Genomic DNA, 15,151 nt, shown 5'->3' with positions numbered 1-15,151 from the left:
GTGATCGGACGCGGTTTCCCGGAGGAATCGAGGGAGTTTCGCGTCCGTCATGGCACTGTCCGCCAGTCTTTTCCTGCGCCAGAACCAATCGCTGGTGATGACACCGCAGCTGATGCAATCCATCCAGCTGCTGCAGATGACGCATGTCGAGCTCACCCAGTTCATCGCCCAGGAAGTGGAGAAGAACCCGCTGCTCGAATTTCCGTCGAATGACGGCGAGGCGGGCGCAGAACGCGGCGAATCCGAGGACGAGCCTTATGGTCATTCGCCGGAGGATGCGGGCTCGGACGATGGTTACGACAACCGCACCGACGCGCTTTCCAGCGACTGGTACGACAATGGCGGCAGCGCCAGCACCAGCCGGCTGAACGACGAGCTCGACGCCAACTACACCAATGTCTATCCCGATGACAGCGCGCCGCAGCGCCTCGATGCGCCGGAACTCGTCGGCCAGTGGAAATCGATGCCGGGCAGCGGCGGCGAGGGCACCGATTACGATCTCGACGATTTCGTCGCCGGCCAGGTGTCGCTGCGTGATCATCTCGCCCAGCAGATCCCCTTCGTCCTGCCCGACATGGCCGATCGGCTGATCGCGCAGAACTTCGTCGATCAGCTCGACGATGCCGGTTATCTGCAAGTCGATCTCGTCGAGACCGGCGAGCGGCTGGGCACGAGCCTGACTGCGGCCGAGCGTGTGCTTGCCGCACTTCAGACGCTCGATCCGCCGGGGGTTTTCGCCCGCAGCCTCTCCGAATGCCTGGCGATCCAGCTCAGGCAGAAGGACCGGTATGACCCCGCCATGCAGGCGCTTGTCGAAAACCTCGAACTGCTGGCACGGCGCGATTTTGCCACGCTGAAGCGGCTCTGCGGCGTCGACGAGGAAGACCTTCTCGATATGCTCGGCGAAATCCGGCAGCTTAATCCCAAGCCTGGCAGCGGTTTCGAGACCGGCGTTTCCGAAGCGATCATGCCCGATGTGGTCGTCAGGCCCTCCCTGGAGGGCGGTTGGCTGGTCGAGCTCAATCCGGATACGCTGCCGCGCGTGCTCGTCAACCAGTCCTATTTTTCCCGTGTGACCAGGAATGGCGATGATCACGCCTTCCTGTCCGAATGCCTGCAAAGCGCCAACTGGCTGACGCGCAGCCTTGACCAGCGGGCAAAAACCATCATGAAAGTGGCAAGCGAGATCGTCCGCCAGCAGGATGCCTTCCTGCTGAACGGTGTCGACCACCTGCGCCCGCTGAACCTGAAGACGGTCGCCGAGGCGATCAAGATGCACGAATCCACCGTCAGCCGCGTCACCTCGAACAAATACATGCTGACGCCGCGCGGCCTCTTCGAGCTCAAATATTTCTTCACCGTCTCGATCAGCGCCGTTGCCGGCGGCGACAGCCATTCGGCCGAGGCGGTGCGTCACAAGATCCGCGCGCTGATCATGCAGGAGAGCCCCGACGCGGTGCTCTCCGACGACGATATCGTCGACATGCTGAAGAAAGGCGGTGTCGATCTCGCCCGCCGCACGGTTGCCAAGTACCGCGAGGCTATGAACATTGCCTCCTCGGTCCAGCGCCGGCGCGAAAAACGGGCGCTCGCCAAGGTCGCCGGCTTCTGACGCCGCAATGCTTCGGTCTTGATCGAAGCATCCAGCTCCAAATCCCCGTTATTTCTCTGACGTCTTGAACGAATTGGGAAAGCCGACCATGACGCCGCAAAATCCGAAGCTTGCCAGGGAGCTTCTCCTGCTGCTGGCGCTGGCAGCCCTCTGGGGGTCGTCCTACACTTTCATCAAGATCGGCGTCGAGACGATCCCCCCGGTGACTTTGATCGCCGTCCGCACGCTGATTGCCGGCGGCATTCTGCTCGCCGTCCTCCGCTACCGGCGAATCCGTCTGCCCACTGACGGTGGGACGTGGCGGCGGTTTTTTGTCCAGGCCTGTCTGAACAGCGTCATTCCCTTCACGCTGATTGCCTGGGCGGAACAATCCGTCGATGCCGGGCTGGCGGTGATCCTCAATTCGGCAACGCCGATCTTCACCTTCCTGCTGACCGTGCTGATAGTCCGCCACGAGCAGGTGACGGCGCGAAAGCTTTTCGGCGTCATATCAGGAGTTGCCGGCATCTGCCTGGTCATCGGCGTAGAGGTGCTCGGCGGTCTCGGCGAAAGCCTGATGGCGCAGCTCGCCATCATCCTGGCGACAGCCTGCTATGCCGGTGCGGCGATTTTCAGCAAGAACTTCAAGGGGCTCGATCCCGCCGTGCCGGCGGCCGGCTCGTTGATCTCGGGCGCGGTCATTCTCCTGCCGGTCAGCCTCGTCGTCGACCGGCCGTGGACGCTCGATCCCTCGGCCGCATCGATTCTGGCGCTGCTGGCTCTGTCCGCCTTTTCGACGGCGCTTGCCTTTGCGATCTATTTCCGTCTCGTCCAAACGTTGGGCTCGGTCGGCACGACGTCGCAAGCCTATCTCAGAGTGCCGATCGGTGTTGCGATCGGCATCCTTTTCCTCGGTGAAAGGCTGAGTCCGACGGCCTGGATTGGACTCGTTTGCGTCATCTTCGGTGTCGCAGCCATGACGATCCCGGCGCGGGTTATGGCAACCACAGCGAGAATCCACTAAAGGTCATTGGTAAGTGGCCGGTGAAATATGCTGTAATTACCGTGTTTTCGATGCGTGCGTCGCGTGTATTAGTGATGCCGATTTTTCGCCCTATTGACTTTTCAACAGCGGCTGGCTAGAAGCCCGCCGCAATCGATGCCGCAAACGGCGTCTGGAGTTATCCCCAGCATCAGAAGGGCACCAAGGACCAGCAGGCTGACGCCGATCTTGCTTGAGATTGCGCGAAGTGCTTGGATGAACCTGAGGCTTGGCGTAAACTGATACCCGCAAACGACGATAAGAAGGGAAACTCCATGAGTGTGCGTGTGTCCGGTAAACATATGGAAATTGGTGACTCGTTCCGTCAAAAGATCGAGGACCAAATTGGTATGGCCATCACGAAATACTTCGACGGGGGATATTCGGGTCAGGTGACCGTGGAAAAGGCGAGTTCTCGTTACTCGGCAGACTGCAAGCTTCATCTCGACAGTGGGGTGGTGCTGCATGCGGCCGGCGAGGCGACGGACCCGCTGCTGGCTTTCGACGCCGCTTCGGAGCGCATCGAAAAGCGCCTGCGCCGCTACAAGCGCAAGCTGAAGGACCATCATGCCGGAAACCATCTGAACGGTTTTGCAGAAGTCTCCTACACGGTCATGGATTCCGTTCCTGACCACGAAGATGAGATCCCCGACGATTTCGCGCCGGCCATCGTCGCCGAAAGCACGAAGCAGCTGAAGACCATGTCGGTCGCCACCGCCGTGATGGCGCTCGACATGACCGACGAGCCGCTTCTCCTGTTCCGCAGCCCCGGCAAGGAACACTTGAACATCGTTTACCGTCGGCACGACGGAAATATTGGCTGGATCGATTCCGCCAATATCAAAGGCTGAGATCAGGCGGTGAGCGGCGGTATCGCCGCCGCTCGTTGCATTTGATCCCGGCGACAGAAGGAAAAAGAAATGGCATTGGCAGATTTGCTCCATCAGGATGCGATCATTCCCGCCCTCAGAGTAAATTCCAAGAAACAGTTGCTTCAGGAATTGGCCGCAAGAGCCGCCAGGATCACCGGGCTCTCCGAACGGGAGATCTTCGACGTCATCCTGCAGCGCGAACGCCTTGGCTCGACCGGCGTCGGCAACGGCATCGCCATTCCCCACGGCAAGCTGGTCAACATCCATTCGATCGTCGGCATCTTCGCCCGGCTGGAGCAGCCGGTCGATTTCGAAGCCCTGGACGACCAGCCTGTCGACCTCGTCTTCCTGCTGCTGGCGCCGGAAGGTGCCGGTGCCGATCATCTGAAGGCCCTGTCGCGGATCGCCCGCGTGCTGCGCGATCACGATCTGGTCGCCAAGCTGCGCGCCACGGATTCCGCTTCGGCAATCTACGCTTTCCTCAATGAGGAACAGACGTCGAACGCTGCCTGAGCGTCATTTATGTCTGAAATGCGAAAGGCGCCGGCTCATCCCGGCGCCTTTTGCATGATAATGCATGGCGCCGGGAAGTGTGCAGCGGTTCCCGGATAACGACATGCATAAAAACAAAGAGCCAAAGCGCGTCGCATGAATCAAGTTAGCCGTGACGCGCTTTAGGGAACTGATGCTCAGAACTCTTCCCAGCTATCCTGCGCCACGGCAGCCGAGCCTCGCGATGGAGCTGCCACGCGGCGGACCGCGGGGGTGGCACGAGGCGAAGCGGCCGGGGCAGCCGGCGCCCGCATCTGCTGGGCAACCGAGGTCAGTGCTGCGGCATTGCCTGAGCCTGCGACGCTGAAACGGGTAGCAAGCGCCTTCAGCGTCTGTGCCTCGTCGTTGAGGGCGACGCTGGCGGCGGTGGCTTCCTCCACCATCGCCGCGTTCTGCTGCGTCACCTGGTCCATCTGGTTCATGGCCTGGTTGATTTCCTTCAGGCCGACGGCCTGTTCGCTGGCCGATGCCGAGATCTGGCGGATGAGATCATTGATGCTCATCACCTGTTCGGCGATCTTGTGCAGCGTGCCGCCGGCCCGCCCGACCAGATCGACACCTTCCTTGACCTGGACGGCCGAGGTGTTGATCAGCGTCTTGATTTCCTTGGCGGCATTGGCCGAACGCTGCGCAAGTTCGCGCACCTCCTGGGCGACGACGGCAAAGCCCTTGCCGGCTTCCCCGGCACGCGCCGCCTCGACACCGGCGTTCAGCGCCAGCAGGTTGGTCTGGAAGGCGATCTCGTCGATGACGCCGATGATCCTCGAAACTTCCGTCGATGACTGCTCGATCCCTTGCATCGAGGCGATCGCCTTCTGCACCACTTCGCCGGACTTTTCGGCGTCCTGGCAGGCGAGGTTGACGTTGTCTGCGGCCGTGCGGGCGTTGTCGGCGCTGGAATCGACCTGTGCGGTGAGTTCGTTGAGTGCGGCCGCCGTCTCCTCAAGGCTTGCCGCCTGCTGTTCGGTGCGCTTGGCGAGGTCGGAAGCGCTGTTGCTGATTTCGCCGGTGCCCAAGCCGATATTGGCGACGCTGAGGTTCATCGTGTTGATGGTCTCTTCGAGGCTCGCAAGGGCGGCGTTGAAGTCCTGTTTCAGCTTGCCATATTCGCCGGGGAAATCGTCGATAATGCGGTGACTGAGATTGCCCTGCGACAGCGCCGAAAGGCCATCGCCGACGATCGAGACGATATGGCGCTGAAGCGATACCGATTGCTGGCGTTCCGATTCCGAACGGCCGCGCTCGGTCTCCGCCGCCTGCCGCTCTCTGGCGGCCTCGTCTTCGAGGCGACGGCTGTCGGCGAGCGTGAAGCGGAAGCCTTCGAGCGCCTTGGCGACCGAACCGATTTCGTCGGTACGGTCCTGGGCGGCGACCGGTTCGTCATACTTGCCGTCGCCCAGCGCTTCGACGCTGGCAACCAGCCCGCCGAGCGGTCGCTGCACCAGCGAGCGAACGGCGAAATAGAGCGCCAGCATCACTGCGCCGAGCACGATCAGGCCGTTCACGATCATCATGGTGGTCTGATCCTGCACCGGTGCGTTGATCGCCGTATGCGGGACATCGACGAGCACGACCCAGGTGGCGTTGACGCCGGGAACCGCGAACGGATAGACGACGCGGTCGAAAGGATCGAGGCCGTCATAGGCGAGGTTTCTGACGAGGCCCGGCTGTTTGCTTGACAGCGCCGATTTGACGGTGTCGGCGCCTTCGCCGTCATACTGCTTGGTCATCAGGTCGGGGATCGGCGCGACGATCCAGTTGCCGGTCTGCGACAGCAGCGTGACGCGGCCGGAGCCGAACGGATGCAGCGCCTGCAGCTTATCGGTCAGCGATTTCAGCGAGATGTCGACGCCGCCGACGCCGATCATCTTGCCACCCGACATCACGGGATAGGCGATCGAGGTCAACAGCGTCGGAACGTCGGTACCTTCGGCCATATAGGGCGTGGTGATCGCGCCCTTGCCGCTGTCGGCGGCGAGCTTCCACCATTCGGCGGTATAATCATTATCGAAAGTCGAATATTGGATGCCGCCATCCTTGGTTTTCGACCAGTAAGGCGTGAAGGCGCCGTTCTTGTTCGTGCCTTCGTCTTTGTCGTTGGCGATCTCGGTGGTCTTGCCGTCGAGCGCGCCGAGCTGCTCGCAAAACCAGCTGCCGAAGGCGAAGGCGTTCTGCTCGAGATTGGCCTTCAGCACGTTGATCATGCCCTTGCGATCGAGCGCCTTGCCTTCATGGCCGCGGCCGATGACGCCGGACATGGTGCGCGCGGCGCTGGCGAGTTCGCCGACATTGGCGGCGATTTCATTTGCGATCGATTTCGCCTCGAGGTTCGCCTGATCCATCGTCAGCGTCTGGACGCGGTCCCGGGTCTGGCCGATGAGGAAAAAGTTCGAAACGACAAGGACAAGCGCGATGGCGATGCCGGTGATGACGATGAGCTTCGCGGCAAGCGATTTCATGCGGAATATGGACATGGGAATCCTCGGGCAAGGATGCGCCGAACGGGCATTTTCCGGCGCAGGAGCAAAGGCATCGCCCCGTCATGGAGCCGCCGCCTGCAGCGCCGTGCATCTGTTAAAGACGCGCAAAGGACGCCGCAGCATTTTGAATTATGCAATGGACGGCCGGATCAAAGGCATGCGTCACCGGCGACCAGGAGCAACATCGCTGGGGATCTGTTAAATTTGAATGAAATTTGGGCCGTGCGCCGCGGTAAAAAGGCAGGAATTCCCCTTAAAATTAAGGGCCCTGCCGGCGGCTTCGCAAAGAGACGCAGCTTATATCCTGGCTGCGACGTCCTCACCCCAAGGGATCGAAGGCTGCGCCCCGGATTTGAGGCAGGCGAGTGAACCGGCAACGGCCGCACGGCGCAGCGCCGAGGCAAAATCCAGGCCCTCGTCGAGGCTCGCCGCGAAATAACCGCAGAAAGTGTCGCCGGCGCCGACCGTATCGACGGGTTCGATCTTCAGACCCTGCGCCCTTAAGATCGCTCCGTCGCGAATGGCGATGACACCGTCGCCGCCAAGCGTCACGATCAGCGTCTGGCCGGTTTCGGCGTGCAGGCGCATCAGGGCTGCCTCGCGCGCCGGTGCGTCCATGCCGTCCTGTCCGGCTAGCCGCTCGAACTCGGTCTCATTGGCAATGACGATATCGGCAAGCCGGCCGAGGCGCGGCGCATCGGGAATCAAGGGCGCAAGGTTGAGGATACTGGTGACGCCCTTGGCGCGGGCGGCCGACAGGGCGCGTTCGACGGCATCAGCCGGCACTTCGAACTGCAGCATCAAGATATCGCCTTCCTTCATGCCGCCGATCGCCGTCTCGGCATCGTCAGCGGTGACCACGCCGTTGGCACCGGGAACGACGGCAATCATGTTTTCACCGTCGCCGCCGACAAGGATCAGCGCCGTGCCGGTGGGACCGTCGACATGCTTGACCAGAGAAAGATCGGTTCCCGCATCATCGAGCAGGGCAAGGGCATCGGCGGCGAAGCTATCCTTGCCGACAGCGCCTGCCATATGCACGTAGCGGCCGGAGCGCCGCGCAGCCAGTGCCTGGTTGGCGCCCTTGCCGCCGGCGGCGGTGGCAAAACCGTTGCCGGCCACCGTCTCGCCGGGCTTCGGCAGACGCTCGGTGGTGGCGATGAGATCCATGTTGATGGACCCGAAAACTGTAATCATCAGGGGTGTCCCGTCCTTTGGCGCATGCGGGCGAGACACTGCCCGAAGCGGTCACTCCTCGTCAACCACCCTGAGCTTGAGAAGCCCGGTGCGGCTTTCCACCGATTTGGCTGCGGGTTCGGTGTCGCGGCCCGGTTTGCTGTCGCCGCCGGCCTCGAATTCCAGCGCTTCGATCTTGGCGCCTCGCTTGGTCAGTTTGTCGGCCGAGGTGACGACCATGTCGATATCCTTCTGCGCCATGGCGAAATGGCCCTGCAGCTTGCGCACCCGCTCGTCGAGGCGGCCGAGGTCGTCCATTAGGATCGCCACTTCGCCTTGGATCAGATGTGCCTGCGCCCGCATGCGCTGATCCTTGAGCACGGCCTGGATGACCTGGATCGACAGCATCAGCAGCGATGGCGAGACGATGACGATGCGCGCGCGGTGCGCTTTCTGCACCACCGGCTCGAAGTTTTCGTGGATCTCGGCGAAGATCGATTCCGACGGCACGAAGAGAAAGGCCGTATCCTGGGTTTCCCCCTGGATCAGATATTTCTCGGAAATGTCCCTGATATGGATCTCCATGTCGCGGCGGAACTGCTGGCCGGCGATCTTGCCCGCCTCCGGGCTGCCGGCGTCGCGGATCGCGTTCCAGGCCTCGAGCGGAAATTTCGCATCGATCACCAGCGGCGGCGCACCGTTCGGCATGCGGATCGTGCAGTCGGGCCGCGAGCCGTTGGAGAGCGTTTGCTGGAAGGCATAGGCGCCCATCGGCAGGCCGTCGGCGACAATGGTTTCCATTCGCGACTGGCCGAAGGCGCCGCGCGTCTGCTTGTTGGAAAGAATGGCCTGCAGCCCGACGACATCCTTGGCGAGCGTCTGAATATTGTTCTGCGCCGCATCGATCACCGCCAGCCGCTCCTGCAGCCGCTGCAAATTCTCATGCGTCGATTTAGTCTGCTCGGTGATCGTCGAGTTGACGCGCTGCGACATGCCGTCGAGGCGTTGGCTGATCGCCTGGTTCAGCTCGCTCTGCCGCGCGCCGAACACCTCGGTCATCACAGCGATCCGGCCCTGCATCTCCGCCTGGATCTTCAAAAGCTCGGCCATGCGCGCCTCGCTTTCAGCGGCACGAAAGCTTGCCTCCTCCGCCTGCTCGCGGCGAAGGCTTGCGCCGCGCAGCAGCAGCACGATCACCAGCAGGACAAGAGCCAGCAGAACCCCGCCGGCAAGCGCCAGCATGGCCGGGCTGATGGAGGCAAGCGACAAACTGAACGAATCGGAACTAGCGGTCATGCCGTAACCATAACAGAAGAGGTGGCAATATATAGATCAAAACGTGAACGGATATAGCGCCCGCAATGTCCTCGCAGGCCGAGGCGCTTGCTGGCCAAAAGGGTCGTTCCGGTACCGCTGCCGGCCAGCGGCCAGCGGCGAATATGGCGAAATTCCGGGCGGGGATGCAAAAAAGCGTCTTCCCTGCCTGCCGGATAATTCCATAGTCGGAAAAGATGGGTTATGGGAACGCCATGACCATCAAGCCACTCATCATTCTTCCCGATCCTATTCTCCGCCAGGCCTCGAAGCCGATCGAGCGGGTCGATGCCGACCTGCAGCGTCTTGCTGACGATATGCTGGAAACCATGTACGACGCGCCGGGCATCGGCCTTGCGGCGATCCAGATCGGCGTGCCGCGCCGCGTGCTCGTCATCGACGTGTCGCGCGAAGGCGAAGAAAAGCAGCCGCAGGTCTTCATCAACCCGGAGATCGTCAAATCTTCCGACGAACGCTCGGTCTATGAAGAAGGCTGCCTGTCTATCCCGGATTATTATGCCGAGGTCGAACGCCCCGCCGTCGTCTCGGTCAAATATCTCGACCGGAACGGCAAGGAACAGACGGTGGAAGCCGATGGCCTGCTCGCCACCTGCCTGCAGCACGAGATCGACCATCTGAACGGCGTGCTGTTCATCGATTATATCTCGCGGCTGAAGCGGGAGATGGTGATCAAGAAATTCACCAAGGCGGCGAAGTCGAAGGCGCTCTGAGCGTCGCGTTGAAATTTCGCCGGCAAGGCGCTATGATATCACTGATATCATATTGGAGGTGCCGATGGGTGACCTGCTTATTCGCGATGTTCCGGATGCAATGAAGCGGCAGCTTCAGGAAAGCGCGCAGCGCAATGGCCGCAGCCTTTCGGAAGAGGCGATCGAAATCATCCGCCGGCAGATTGCTGTCGGGCGTTCGGGGGCTTCCGCCGGACAGCGCTTTCGCTCGCTGATGAGCGATGAAAGATTGAGCGATGAGGAGGTGGAAACCATCGCCGCATCGCGCCACGAACCCGACCGCGAACCGCCGCGCTTCGACACATGATCGTCCTCGATACGAATGTGATTTCCGAAATGCAGGGGAGAACCCACAGCGAGCGGATATTGAACTGGCTTGATGGCTATGACGTCGAGACGCTTTTCCTGACGACGATTGCCGTCGCCGAAATGCGCTATGGTCTTGAACTTCTTGATGACGGCAGGCGGAAGGCAACGTTGATATCCGACTTTAATAAGATCGAGTCGGAATTTTCAGGCCGTATCCTCGGTTTTTCCCTGAGCGCGGCCAATCGCTACGGCCTCTTGGAAGCACAGCGCAAGAGGGCGGGGCGGCCGATGGAGACCAAGGATGCGATGATCGCCGCCATCTGCCTTGCAAACGGCGCCACGCTCGCCACCCGCAACACCAGAGATTTCGAGGGGCTTGATCTCAAGCTCGTAAACCCGTTTGAAGACGGCTGATCCTCAATTGGCGAGATAGAATGTCTCTTAGCATCATTTTCATGGGAACACCGGAGTTCTCCGTTCCGACCCTGCGCCTGCTGGTCGATGCCGGACACAGGATCATCGCCGTCTATACGCAGCCGCCGCGGCCGGGCGGGCGACGCGGGCTCGATCTGCAGAAATCGCCGGTGCATCAGGCGGCCGAACTGCTCGGCCTGCCGGTTTTCACGCCGGTCAATTTCAAAGATCCCGAGGAGCGCGAGAGGTTCGCCGCTCTCAAGGCCGATGTCGCCGTCGTCGTCGCCTATGGATTGCTGCTGCCGGAGGCGGTTTTGAACGGCACCCGCGACGGCTGCTACAACGGCCACGCCTCGCTGCTGCCGCGCTGGCGGGGTGCGGCGCCCATCCAGCGGGCGATCATGGCGGGTGACGCAGAAACCGGCATGATGGTGATGAAGATGGACAAGGGGCTCGATACCGGCGCCGTGGCGCTCACCCGCACAGTCGAGATCGGCCCGAACATGACGGCAGGCGAACTGCACGACCGGTTGATGCAGGTCGGCGCCAAGGCGATGGCGGAAGCCATGGTGAAGCTGGAGATGAACGACCTGCCGCTGACGCCGCAGCCGGAAGATGGTGTGCTCTATGCCGCCAAGATCGACAAGGCCGAAACCCGCATCGATTTTGCCAGGGATGCCCTAGATGTGCACAATCATATCCGCGGTCTGGCGCCATTTCCCGGCGCCTGGTTCGAGCTCGAGATCGGTGGCAAGCCTGAGCGCGTGAAGGTGCTCGGCTCGGAGCTGGCTGAAGGCGAGGGGCCTGCCGGGCAATTGCTGAGCGACGATCTCGTGGTCGCCTGCGCCTCGGGTGCTGTGCGGCTGACCAGGCTGCAGAAGGCAGGCGGCAAGCCGCTGGCCGCGGCCGATTTCCTCAGGGGCACGCCGCTTGCCGCCGGCACGAGGCTTTCCTGATGCCGCGCTTCCGCATGACCGTCGAATATGACGGCGGCCCCTATGTCGGCTGGCAGCGGCAGGAGAACGGCCCCTCGGTGCAGGGCGCGATCGAAGCCGCAGTGCTGTCGCTGACCGGCGAGACCGTCTCGATCCGCGGCGCCGGCCGCACCGATTCCGGCGTCCACGCCATGGGCCAGGTGATACATGCCGATCTGTCGAAGGCATGGTCGCCGTACCAGCTGCAGAATGCCTTGAACGCGCATCTGAGGCTTGCCGGCGAGCGTGTTTCCATTCTCGATGTCGAGGCGGTTGCGGAATTCTTCGATGCCCGTTTCTCGGCGTTGCGCCGCCATTATCTCTACCGGATCGTCAGCCGACGGGCGCCGCTGGCGCTGGAAGCCGGCAAGGCCTGGTGGGTACCGAAGGCGCTCGACCACGAGGTCATGCACGCCGCCGCCCAGAGGCTGGTCGGCCGCCACGATTTCTCCACCTTCCGCGCCGCTCATTGCCAGGCAAACAGCCCGGTGCGCACGCTCGATCGGCTGGATGTGACGCGCAGCGGCGAGCTGATCGAGATCCGCGCCACGGCGCAGAGTTTTCTCCACAACCAGATCCGCTCCTTCGCCGGCACGCTGAAGCTCGCCGGCGAAGGTAAATGGACGCCTGACGATGTCGAGGCCGCCCTTGCAGCGCGCGATCGCAAGGCCTGCGGCCCGGTGGCGCCGCCCGACGGGCTCTATTTCCTGCAGGTGGATTATCCGGAGGTGATCGTCGACCGGCGCAGGCCGGTCAGCGAGACCGATGACGATCCATCGTAAGCTTGGTCAGACCGGATAGATGCCGAGGAAGTGCTGGAGATATTCCGAAAGGATCATCGACGGCACCAGCAGCACCAGCGTCATTGCCCCGACCATCAGCGGATGACCGTGGCAGATCATCCGCAGAATGCGCGCCAGCACGAAGACCTGAGCCAGCATGAAGGCAAGCAGCAGCAGCGAGACAAGGCCGACGGAGCCGGGAAGGAAGACAACCATCGCCAGCAGCAGCCCGTTGATATAGGAGAGCGGCACGCCGAGCCAGTTGACGCTGACGACGACAGGGGCGAAACGCTCGCCCATGCGGAAGGCAAGCAGCAGCAGCCCGGCAAAAACCAGCGGCACGAACCAGTTGGCGAGCTCGACGAAGCCGAGCCTGAGATAGAAGGCAAAGCCGACATCGGCTTCCGGCGGCATCGACCGCAGAAAGACCTGCCGCCACCAGAGCCAGGAAATGCCCATCGGCGGCAGGCACCAGGCGATCGCCCAGAACGAGCGGTTGACGCCGCGCTCGGACAAATCGAGGTAGCGGAAGCCGCGCGGATCCAGCCGGATCAGCAGCCAGAGGCCGGCCAAATAGTATTGGACTTCCCTAAGCCCCGGCATTGGCGAACCAGTGGGCAATGAAGGTCTCGTAGATTGCCGTCAGCATCTCCAGATCGGAAACGGCGACGCGCTCGTCGACCATGTGCATCGTCTGGCCGACGAGGCCGAACTCGACGACCGGGCAATAATCCTTGATGAAACGCGCATCCGAGGTGCCGCCGGTGGTCGAAAGCGCCGGCGAGCGGCCGGTGACACTTTCGACGGCTGAAGAGAGCGAGGCGATCAGGGCATTGTTGCGGGTGAGGAAGACATGGCTCGGCCGGTCGGCCCAGACGATATCGTATTTCACCGGTTCGCGGCCCGGCCGCAGCCGACCATCCCCGGCGGCGGCGTCGAGGCGCCGCAGGATTTCGGCGCGCAGCGTCTCGGCCGTCCAGCTGTCGTTGAAGCGGATGTTGAAGCTGGCCGAGGCCTTGGCCGGAATGACGTTGGTCGCCGGATTGCCGACATCGACCGTGGTCACCTCAAGGTTTGAGGGCTGAAAATCGTCGGTGCCGCCGTCGAAGGGCGGATCCATCAGCGCCTGCGTCAGCTGCAGCATGCCGCGCACCGGATTGTCGGCAAGATGCGGATAGGCGGCGTGGCCCTGGACGCCATGCACGGTGATCTTGCCCGACAGCGAGCCGCGCCGGCCGATCTTGATCATGTCGCCGAGCCTGTCCGGATTGGTGGGCTCGCCGACCAGGCAGGCATCCCAGCGTTCGCCGCGTTCGGCCGCCCACTGCAGGAGCTTGGTTGTGCCGTTGATCGCCGGGCCTTCTTCGTCGCCGGTGATCAGCAAGGAAATCGAGCCCTTGGGCGGCCCGCTCTTTTCGATATGGCGGGCGACGGCGGCGACGAAGCAGGCAATGCCGCCCTTCATGTCGACGGCGCCGCGACCGAAGAGTTCGCCCTTCGATATCTCGGCGGCGAAGGGCGGATGCGTCCAGGCGGCCTCGTCGCCGACCGGCACGACATCGGTATGGCCGGCAAACATCAGATGCGGGCCGTCCTTGCCAAGCCGGGCATAGAGGTTTTCAATATCGGCGGTTCCCGCTTCGCTCGCTTTCACCTTGTCGACAGTGAAGCCGAGCGGCGCAAGCATGGCGTCGAGCGCCGACAGCGCGCCGCCTTCGGCCGGTGTCACCGAGGGGCAGCGAATCAGCGTCTGAAGATTGGCGACGGGATCGGTAGCGGTCATGGCGTCGAACTATCCGGCGGGAATGGCAAAGACATGGCAAGGCGGCGGCGCCTCGCGCAAAAGACGCCGCCTGTTTACCGGATCAAAGTCCTGGTGTCATCAATCTCTGAGCAGTTCGTTGATGCCGGTCTTGGATCGGGTCTGTTCATCGACGCGCTTGACGATGACGGCGCAATAAAGATGCGGCGCCGGCTTGCCGTTGCCCATGGTCGCATTGCCTGACGGCATCGAGCCGGCGACGACGACGGAATAGGGCGGCACTTCGCCGTAGCTCACTTCGCCGGTGGCGCGGTCGACGATCTTGGTCGACTTGCCGATAAAGACGCCCATACCGAGCACCGAGCCTTCGCGGACGATACAGCCTTCGACCACTTCCGAACGGGCGCCGATGAAGCAATTGTCTTCGATGATCGTCGGGCCGGCCTGCATCGGCTCCAGCACGCCGCCGATGCCGACGCCGCCGGAGAGATGCACATGTTTGCCGATCTGCGCGCAGGAGCCGACCGTCGCCCAGGTATCGACCATCGTGCCTTCGCCGACATAGGCGCCGAGATTGACGAAGGAGGGCATCAGGATGGCGTTCGGGGCGATATAGGCCGAGCGGCGCACGACGCAGTTCGGCACGGCGCGGAAGCCGGCGGCGCGGAACTGGTTCTCGCCCCAGTTCTCGAATTTCGAGGGCACCTTGTCCCACCAGGTGGAATTGCCCGAGCCGCCCTTGACCACGTCCATGTCGTTGAGGCGGAAGGACAGGAGCACGGCCTTCTTCAGCCACTGATTGACCGTCCAGGCGCCGTCGGCGCCGCGCGTTGCGACACGAACCTTGCCGGCATCGAGCAGGTCGAGCGCTGCTTCGACCGCATCGCGAACCTCGCCCTTGGTCGACGTGTTCACATTGTCGCGATTGTCGAAGGCGGCTTCGATGGTCTTTTCGAGGGATGCGAGGTCGGTGGCGCTCATGAGAATTCCTTAAACTTCGATCTTTATCGTGGAGACGGCGGAGTCTCCGGAATGCGGTTGGCAGGGATTTAACCTGCTCTACAGCATGCAGCCGTAGAACGGAATGATTTTTCCAACAAGATCATACTTGGATTCAAGGCGTTATAGCGACAT

15 protein-coding genes are annotated in these 15,151 nt (G+C 62.3%); 9 read left to right on the top strand and 6 right to left on the bottom strand.

Features of this window, described 5'->3' with window-relative positions:
- Window positions 1-49 precede the first annotated feature (49 nt).
- From rpoN to ptsN, 4 genes are all read left to right on the top strand, one after another.
- The gene (gene rpoN / locus FHX03_RS05310; RefSeq protein WP_097624671.1) at window positions 50-1,612 is read left to right on the top strand and encodes an RNA polymerase factor sigma-54; all 1,563 of its coding nucleotides are present in this window, start codon (window positions 50-52) and stop codon (window positions 1,610-1,612) included.
- Between the two features lie 88 nt (window positions 1,613-1,700).
- The gene (locus FHX03_RS05305) at window positions 1,701-2,615 is read left to right on the top strand and encodes a DMT family transporter (RefSeq protein WP_097624672.1); all 915 of its coding nucleotides are present in this window, start codon (window positions 1,701-1,703) and stop codon (window positions 2,613-2,615) included.
- A gap of 293 nt (window positions 2,616-2,908) precedes the next feature.
- Window positions 2,909-3,484, top strand: coding sequence for a ribosome hibernation-promoting factor, HPF/YfiA family (hpf, locus tag FHX03_RS05300; protein ID WP_003588952.1), 576 nt, complete (start codon window positions 2,909-2,911; stop codon window positions 3,482-3,484).
- Window positions 3,485-3,553: 69 nt separating this feature from the next.
- Entirely contained in the window at window positions 3,554-4,018 is a 465-nt protein-coding gene (gene ptsN, locus FHX03_RS05295) for a PTS IIA-like nitrogen regulatory protein PtsN (RefSeq protein WP_003570770.1), read from the top strand.
- Window positions 4,019-4,194: 176 nt separating this feature from the next.
- Here the strand turns inward: ptsN and FHX03_RS05290 are convergent, their stop codons facing one another.
- From FHX03_RS05290 to FHX03_RS05280, 3 genes are all read right to left on the bottom strand, one after another.
- Window positions 4,195-6,531 (bottom strand): methyl-accepting chemotaxis protein, encoded by a 2,337-nt coding sequence (locus FHX03_RS05290; protein WP_183852827.1) that lies wholly within the window; start codon window positions 6,529-6,531, stop codon window positions 4,195-4,197.
- Window positions 6,532-6,834: 303 nt separating this feature from the next.
- Window positions 6,835-7,734, bottom strand: coding sequence for a ribokinase (locus FHX03_RS05285; RefSeq protein WP_183852825.1), 900 nt, complete (start codon window positions 7,732-7,734; stop codon window positions 6,835-6,837).
- A 51-nt stretch (window positions 7,735-7,785) separates the two neighbouring features.
- Window positions 7,786-9,009: a DNA recombination protein RmuC gene (locus tag FHX03_RS05280; RefSeq protein ID WP_183779180.1), complete on the bottom strand. Its 1,224-nt coding sequence runs from the start codon at window positions 9,007-9,009 to the stop codon at window positions 7,786-7,788.
- Between the two features lie 233 nt (window positions 9,010-9,242).
- Here FHX03_RS05280 and def point away from each other — a divergent pair, with 233 nt between their 5' ends.
- From def to truA, 5 genes are all read left to right on the top strand, one after another.
- Window positions 9,243-9,758, top strand: a complete 516-nt coding sequence (gene def / locus FHX03_RS05275) for a peptide deformylase (protein ID WP_097624851.1) — start codon at window positions 9,243-9,245, stop codon at window positions 9,756-9,758.
- Between the two features lie 64 nt (window positions 9,759-9,822).
- A complete protein-coding gene (locus FHX03_RS05270) occupies window positions 9,823-10,083 on the top strand; it encodes a FitA-like ribbon-helix-helix domain-containing protein (protein WP_097624676.1) in 261 nt (86 codons plus the stop codon).
- Entirely contained in the window at window positions 10,080-10,499 is a 420-nt protein-coding gene (locus tag FHX03_RS05265) for a type II toxin-antitoxin system VapC family toxin (RefSeq protein ID WP_183779182.1), read from the top strand. Before FHX03_RS05270 ends, FHX03_RS05265 begins: the two co-directional genes overlap by 4 nt.
- Window positions 10,500-10,519: 20 nt before the next feature.
- Window positions 10,520-11,455, top strand: a complete 936-nt coding sequence (gene fmt, locus FHX03_RS05260) for a methionyl-tRNA formyltransferase (RefSeq protein WP_183779184.1) — start codon at window positions 10,520-10,522, stop codon at window positions 11,453-11,455.
- Complete coding sequence (gene truA / locus FHX03_RS05255; protein WP_183779186.1) at window positions 11,455-12,255, top strand: tRNA pseudouridine(38-40) synthase TruA; 801 nt, start codon at window positions 11,455-11,457, stop codon at window positions 12,253-12,255. Before fmt ends, truA begins: the two co-directional genes overlap by 1 nt.
- Before the next feature lie 6 nt (window positions 12,256-12,261).
- On the opposite strand, the gene FHX03_RS05250 is transcribed toward truA, so the two are convergent.
- The 3 genes from FHX03_RS05250 to dapD all read right to left on the bottom strand — a co-directional run bounded on the left by FHX03_RS05250 (window position 12,262) and on the right by dapD (window position 14,998).
- On the bottom strand, window positions 12,262-12,858 hold the full coding sequence (locus tag FHX03_RS05250) for a hypothetical protein (RefSeq protein ID WP_003588938.1): 597 nt from the start codon (window positions 12,856-12,858) through the stop codon (window positions 12,262-12,264).
- Window positions 12,845-14,038, bottom strand: coding sequence for a succinyl-diaminopimelate desuccinylase (gene dapE, locus FHX03_RS05245; protein ID WP_183779188.1), 1,194 nt, complete (start codon window positions 14,036-14,038; stop codon window positions 12,845-12,847). Before dapE ends, FHX03_RS05250 begins: the two co-directional genes overlap by 14 nt.
- A 99-nt stretch (window positions 14,039-14,137) precedes the next feature.
- Window positions 14,138-14,998 carry a 2,3,4,5-tetrahydropyridine-2,6-dicarboxylate N-succinyltransferase gene (gene dapD / locus FHX03_RS05240; protein WP_183779190.1) on the bottom strand — a complete coding sequence of 287 codons (861 nt, stop codon included), beginning with the start codon at window positions 14,996-14,998 and terminating at the stop codon, window positions 14,138-14,140.
- Between the last annotated feature and the right edge of the window lie 153 nt (window positions 14,999-15,151).

Origin of the sequence: Rhizobium sp. BK456 (assembly GCF_014194045.1) — a bacterium.
GTDB lineage: Bacteria > Pseudomonadota > Alphaproteobacteria > Rhizobiales > Rhizobiaceae > Rhizobium > Rhizobium redzepovicii.
Note: the sequence above shows the minus strand (reverse complement) of the source record. Positions and strands in the feature narration are given on the sequence as shown.

What these genes read in the sequence shown, in the direction of transcription:
- dapD (WP_183779190.1), bottom strand. Translation starts at nt 14,998, where the DNA reads ATGAGCGCCACCGACCTCGCATCCCTCGAAAAGACCATCGAAGCCGCC.
- FHX03_RS05250 (WP_003588938.1), bottom strand. Translation starts at nt 12,858, where the DNA reads ATGCCGGGGCTTAGGGAAGTCCAATACTATTTGGCCGGCCTCTGGCTG.
- def (WP_097624851.1), top strand. Translation starts at nt 9,243, where the DNA reads ATGACCATCAAGCCACTCATCATTCTTCCCGATCCTATTCTCCGCCAG.
- ptsN (WP_003570770.1), top strand. Translation starts at nt 3,554, where the DNA reads ATGGCATTGGCAGATTTGCTCCATCAGGATGCGATCATTCCCGCCCTC.
- truA (WP_183779186.1), top strand. Translation starts at nt 11,455, where the DNA reads ATGCCGCGCTTCCGCATGACCGTCGAATATGACGGCGGCCCCTATGTC.
- hpf (WP_003588952.1), top strand. Translation starts at nt 2,909, where the DNA reads ATGAGTGTGCGTGTGTCCGGTAAACATATGGAAATTGGTGACTCGTTC.
- FHX03_RS05285 (WP_183852825.1), bottom strand. Translation starts at nt 7,734, where the DNA reads ATGATTACAGTTTTCGGGTCCATCAACATGGATCTCATCGCCACCACC.
- fmt (WP_183779184.1), top strand. Translation starts at nt 10,520, where the DNA reads ATGTCTCTTAGCATCATTTTCATGGGAACACCGGAGTTCTCCGTTCCG.
- rpoN (WP_097624671.1), top strand. Translation starts at nt 50, where the DNA reads ATGGCACTGTCCGCCAGTCTTTTCCTGCGCCAGAACCAATCGCTGGTG.
- FHX03_RS05265 (WP_183779182.1), top strand. Translation starts at nt 10,080, where the DNA reads ATGATCGTCCTCGATACGAATGTGATTTCCGAAATGCAGGGGAGAACC.
- FHX03_RS05290 (WP_183852827.1), bottom strand. Translation starts at nt 6,531, where the DNA reads ATGTCCATATTCCGCATGAAATCGCTTGCCGCGAAGCTCATCGTCATC.
- FHX03_RS05305 (WP_097624672.1), top strand. Translation starts at nt 1,701, where the DNA reads ATGACGCCGCAAAATCCGAAGCTTGCCAGGGAGCTTCTCCTGCTGCTG.
- dapE (WP_183779188.1), bottom strand. Translation starts at nt 14,038, where the DNA reads ATGACCGCTACCGATCCCGTCGCCAATCTTCAGACGCTGATTCGCTGC.
- FHX03_RS05270 (WP_097624676.1), top strand. Translation starts at nt 9,823, where the DNA reads ATGGGTGACCTGCTTATTCGCGATGTTCCGGATGCAATGAAGCGGCAG.
- FHX03_RS05280 (WP_183779180.1), bottom strand. Translation starts at nt 9,009, where the DNA reads ATGACCGCTAGTTCCGATTCGTTCAGTTTGTCGCTTGCCTCCATCAGC.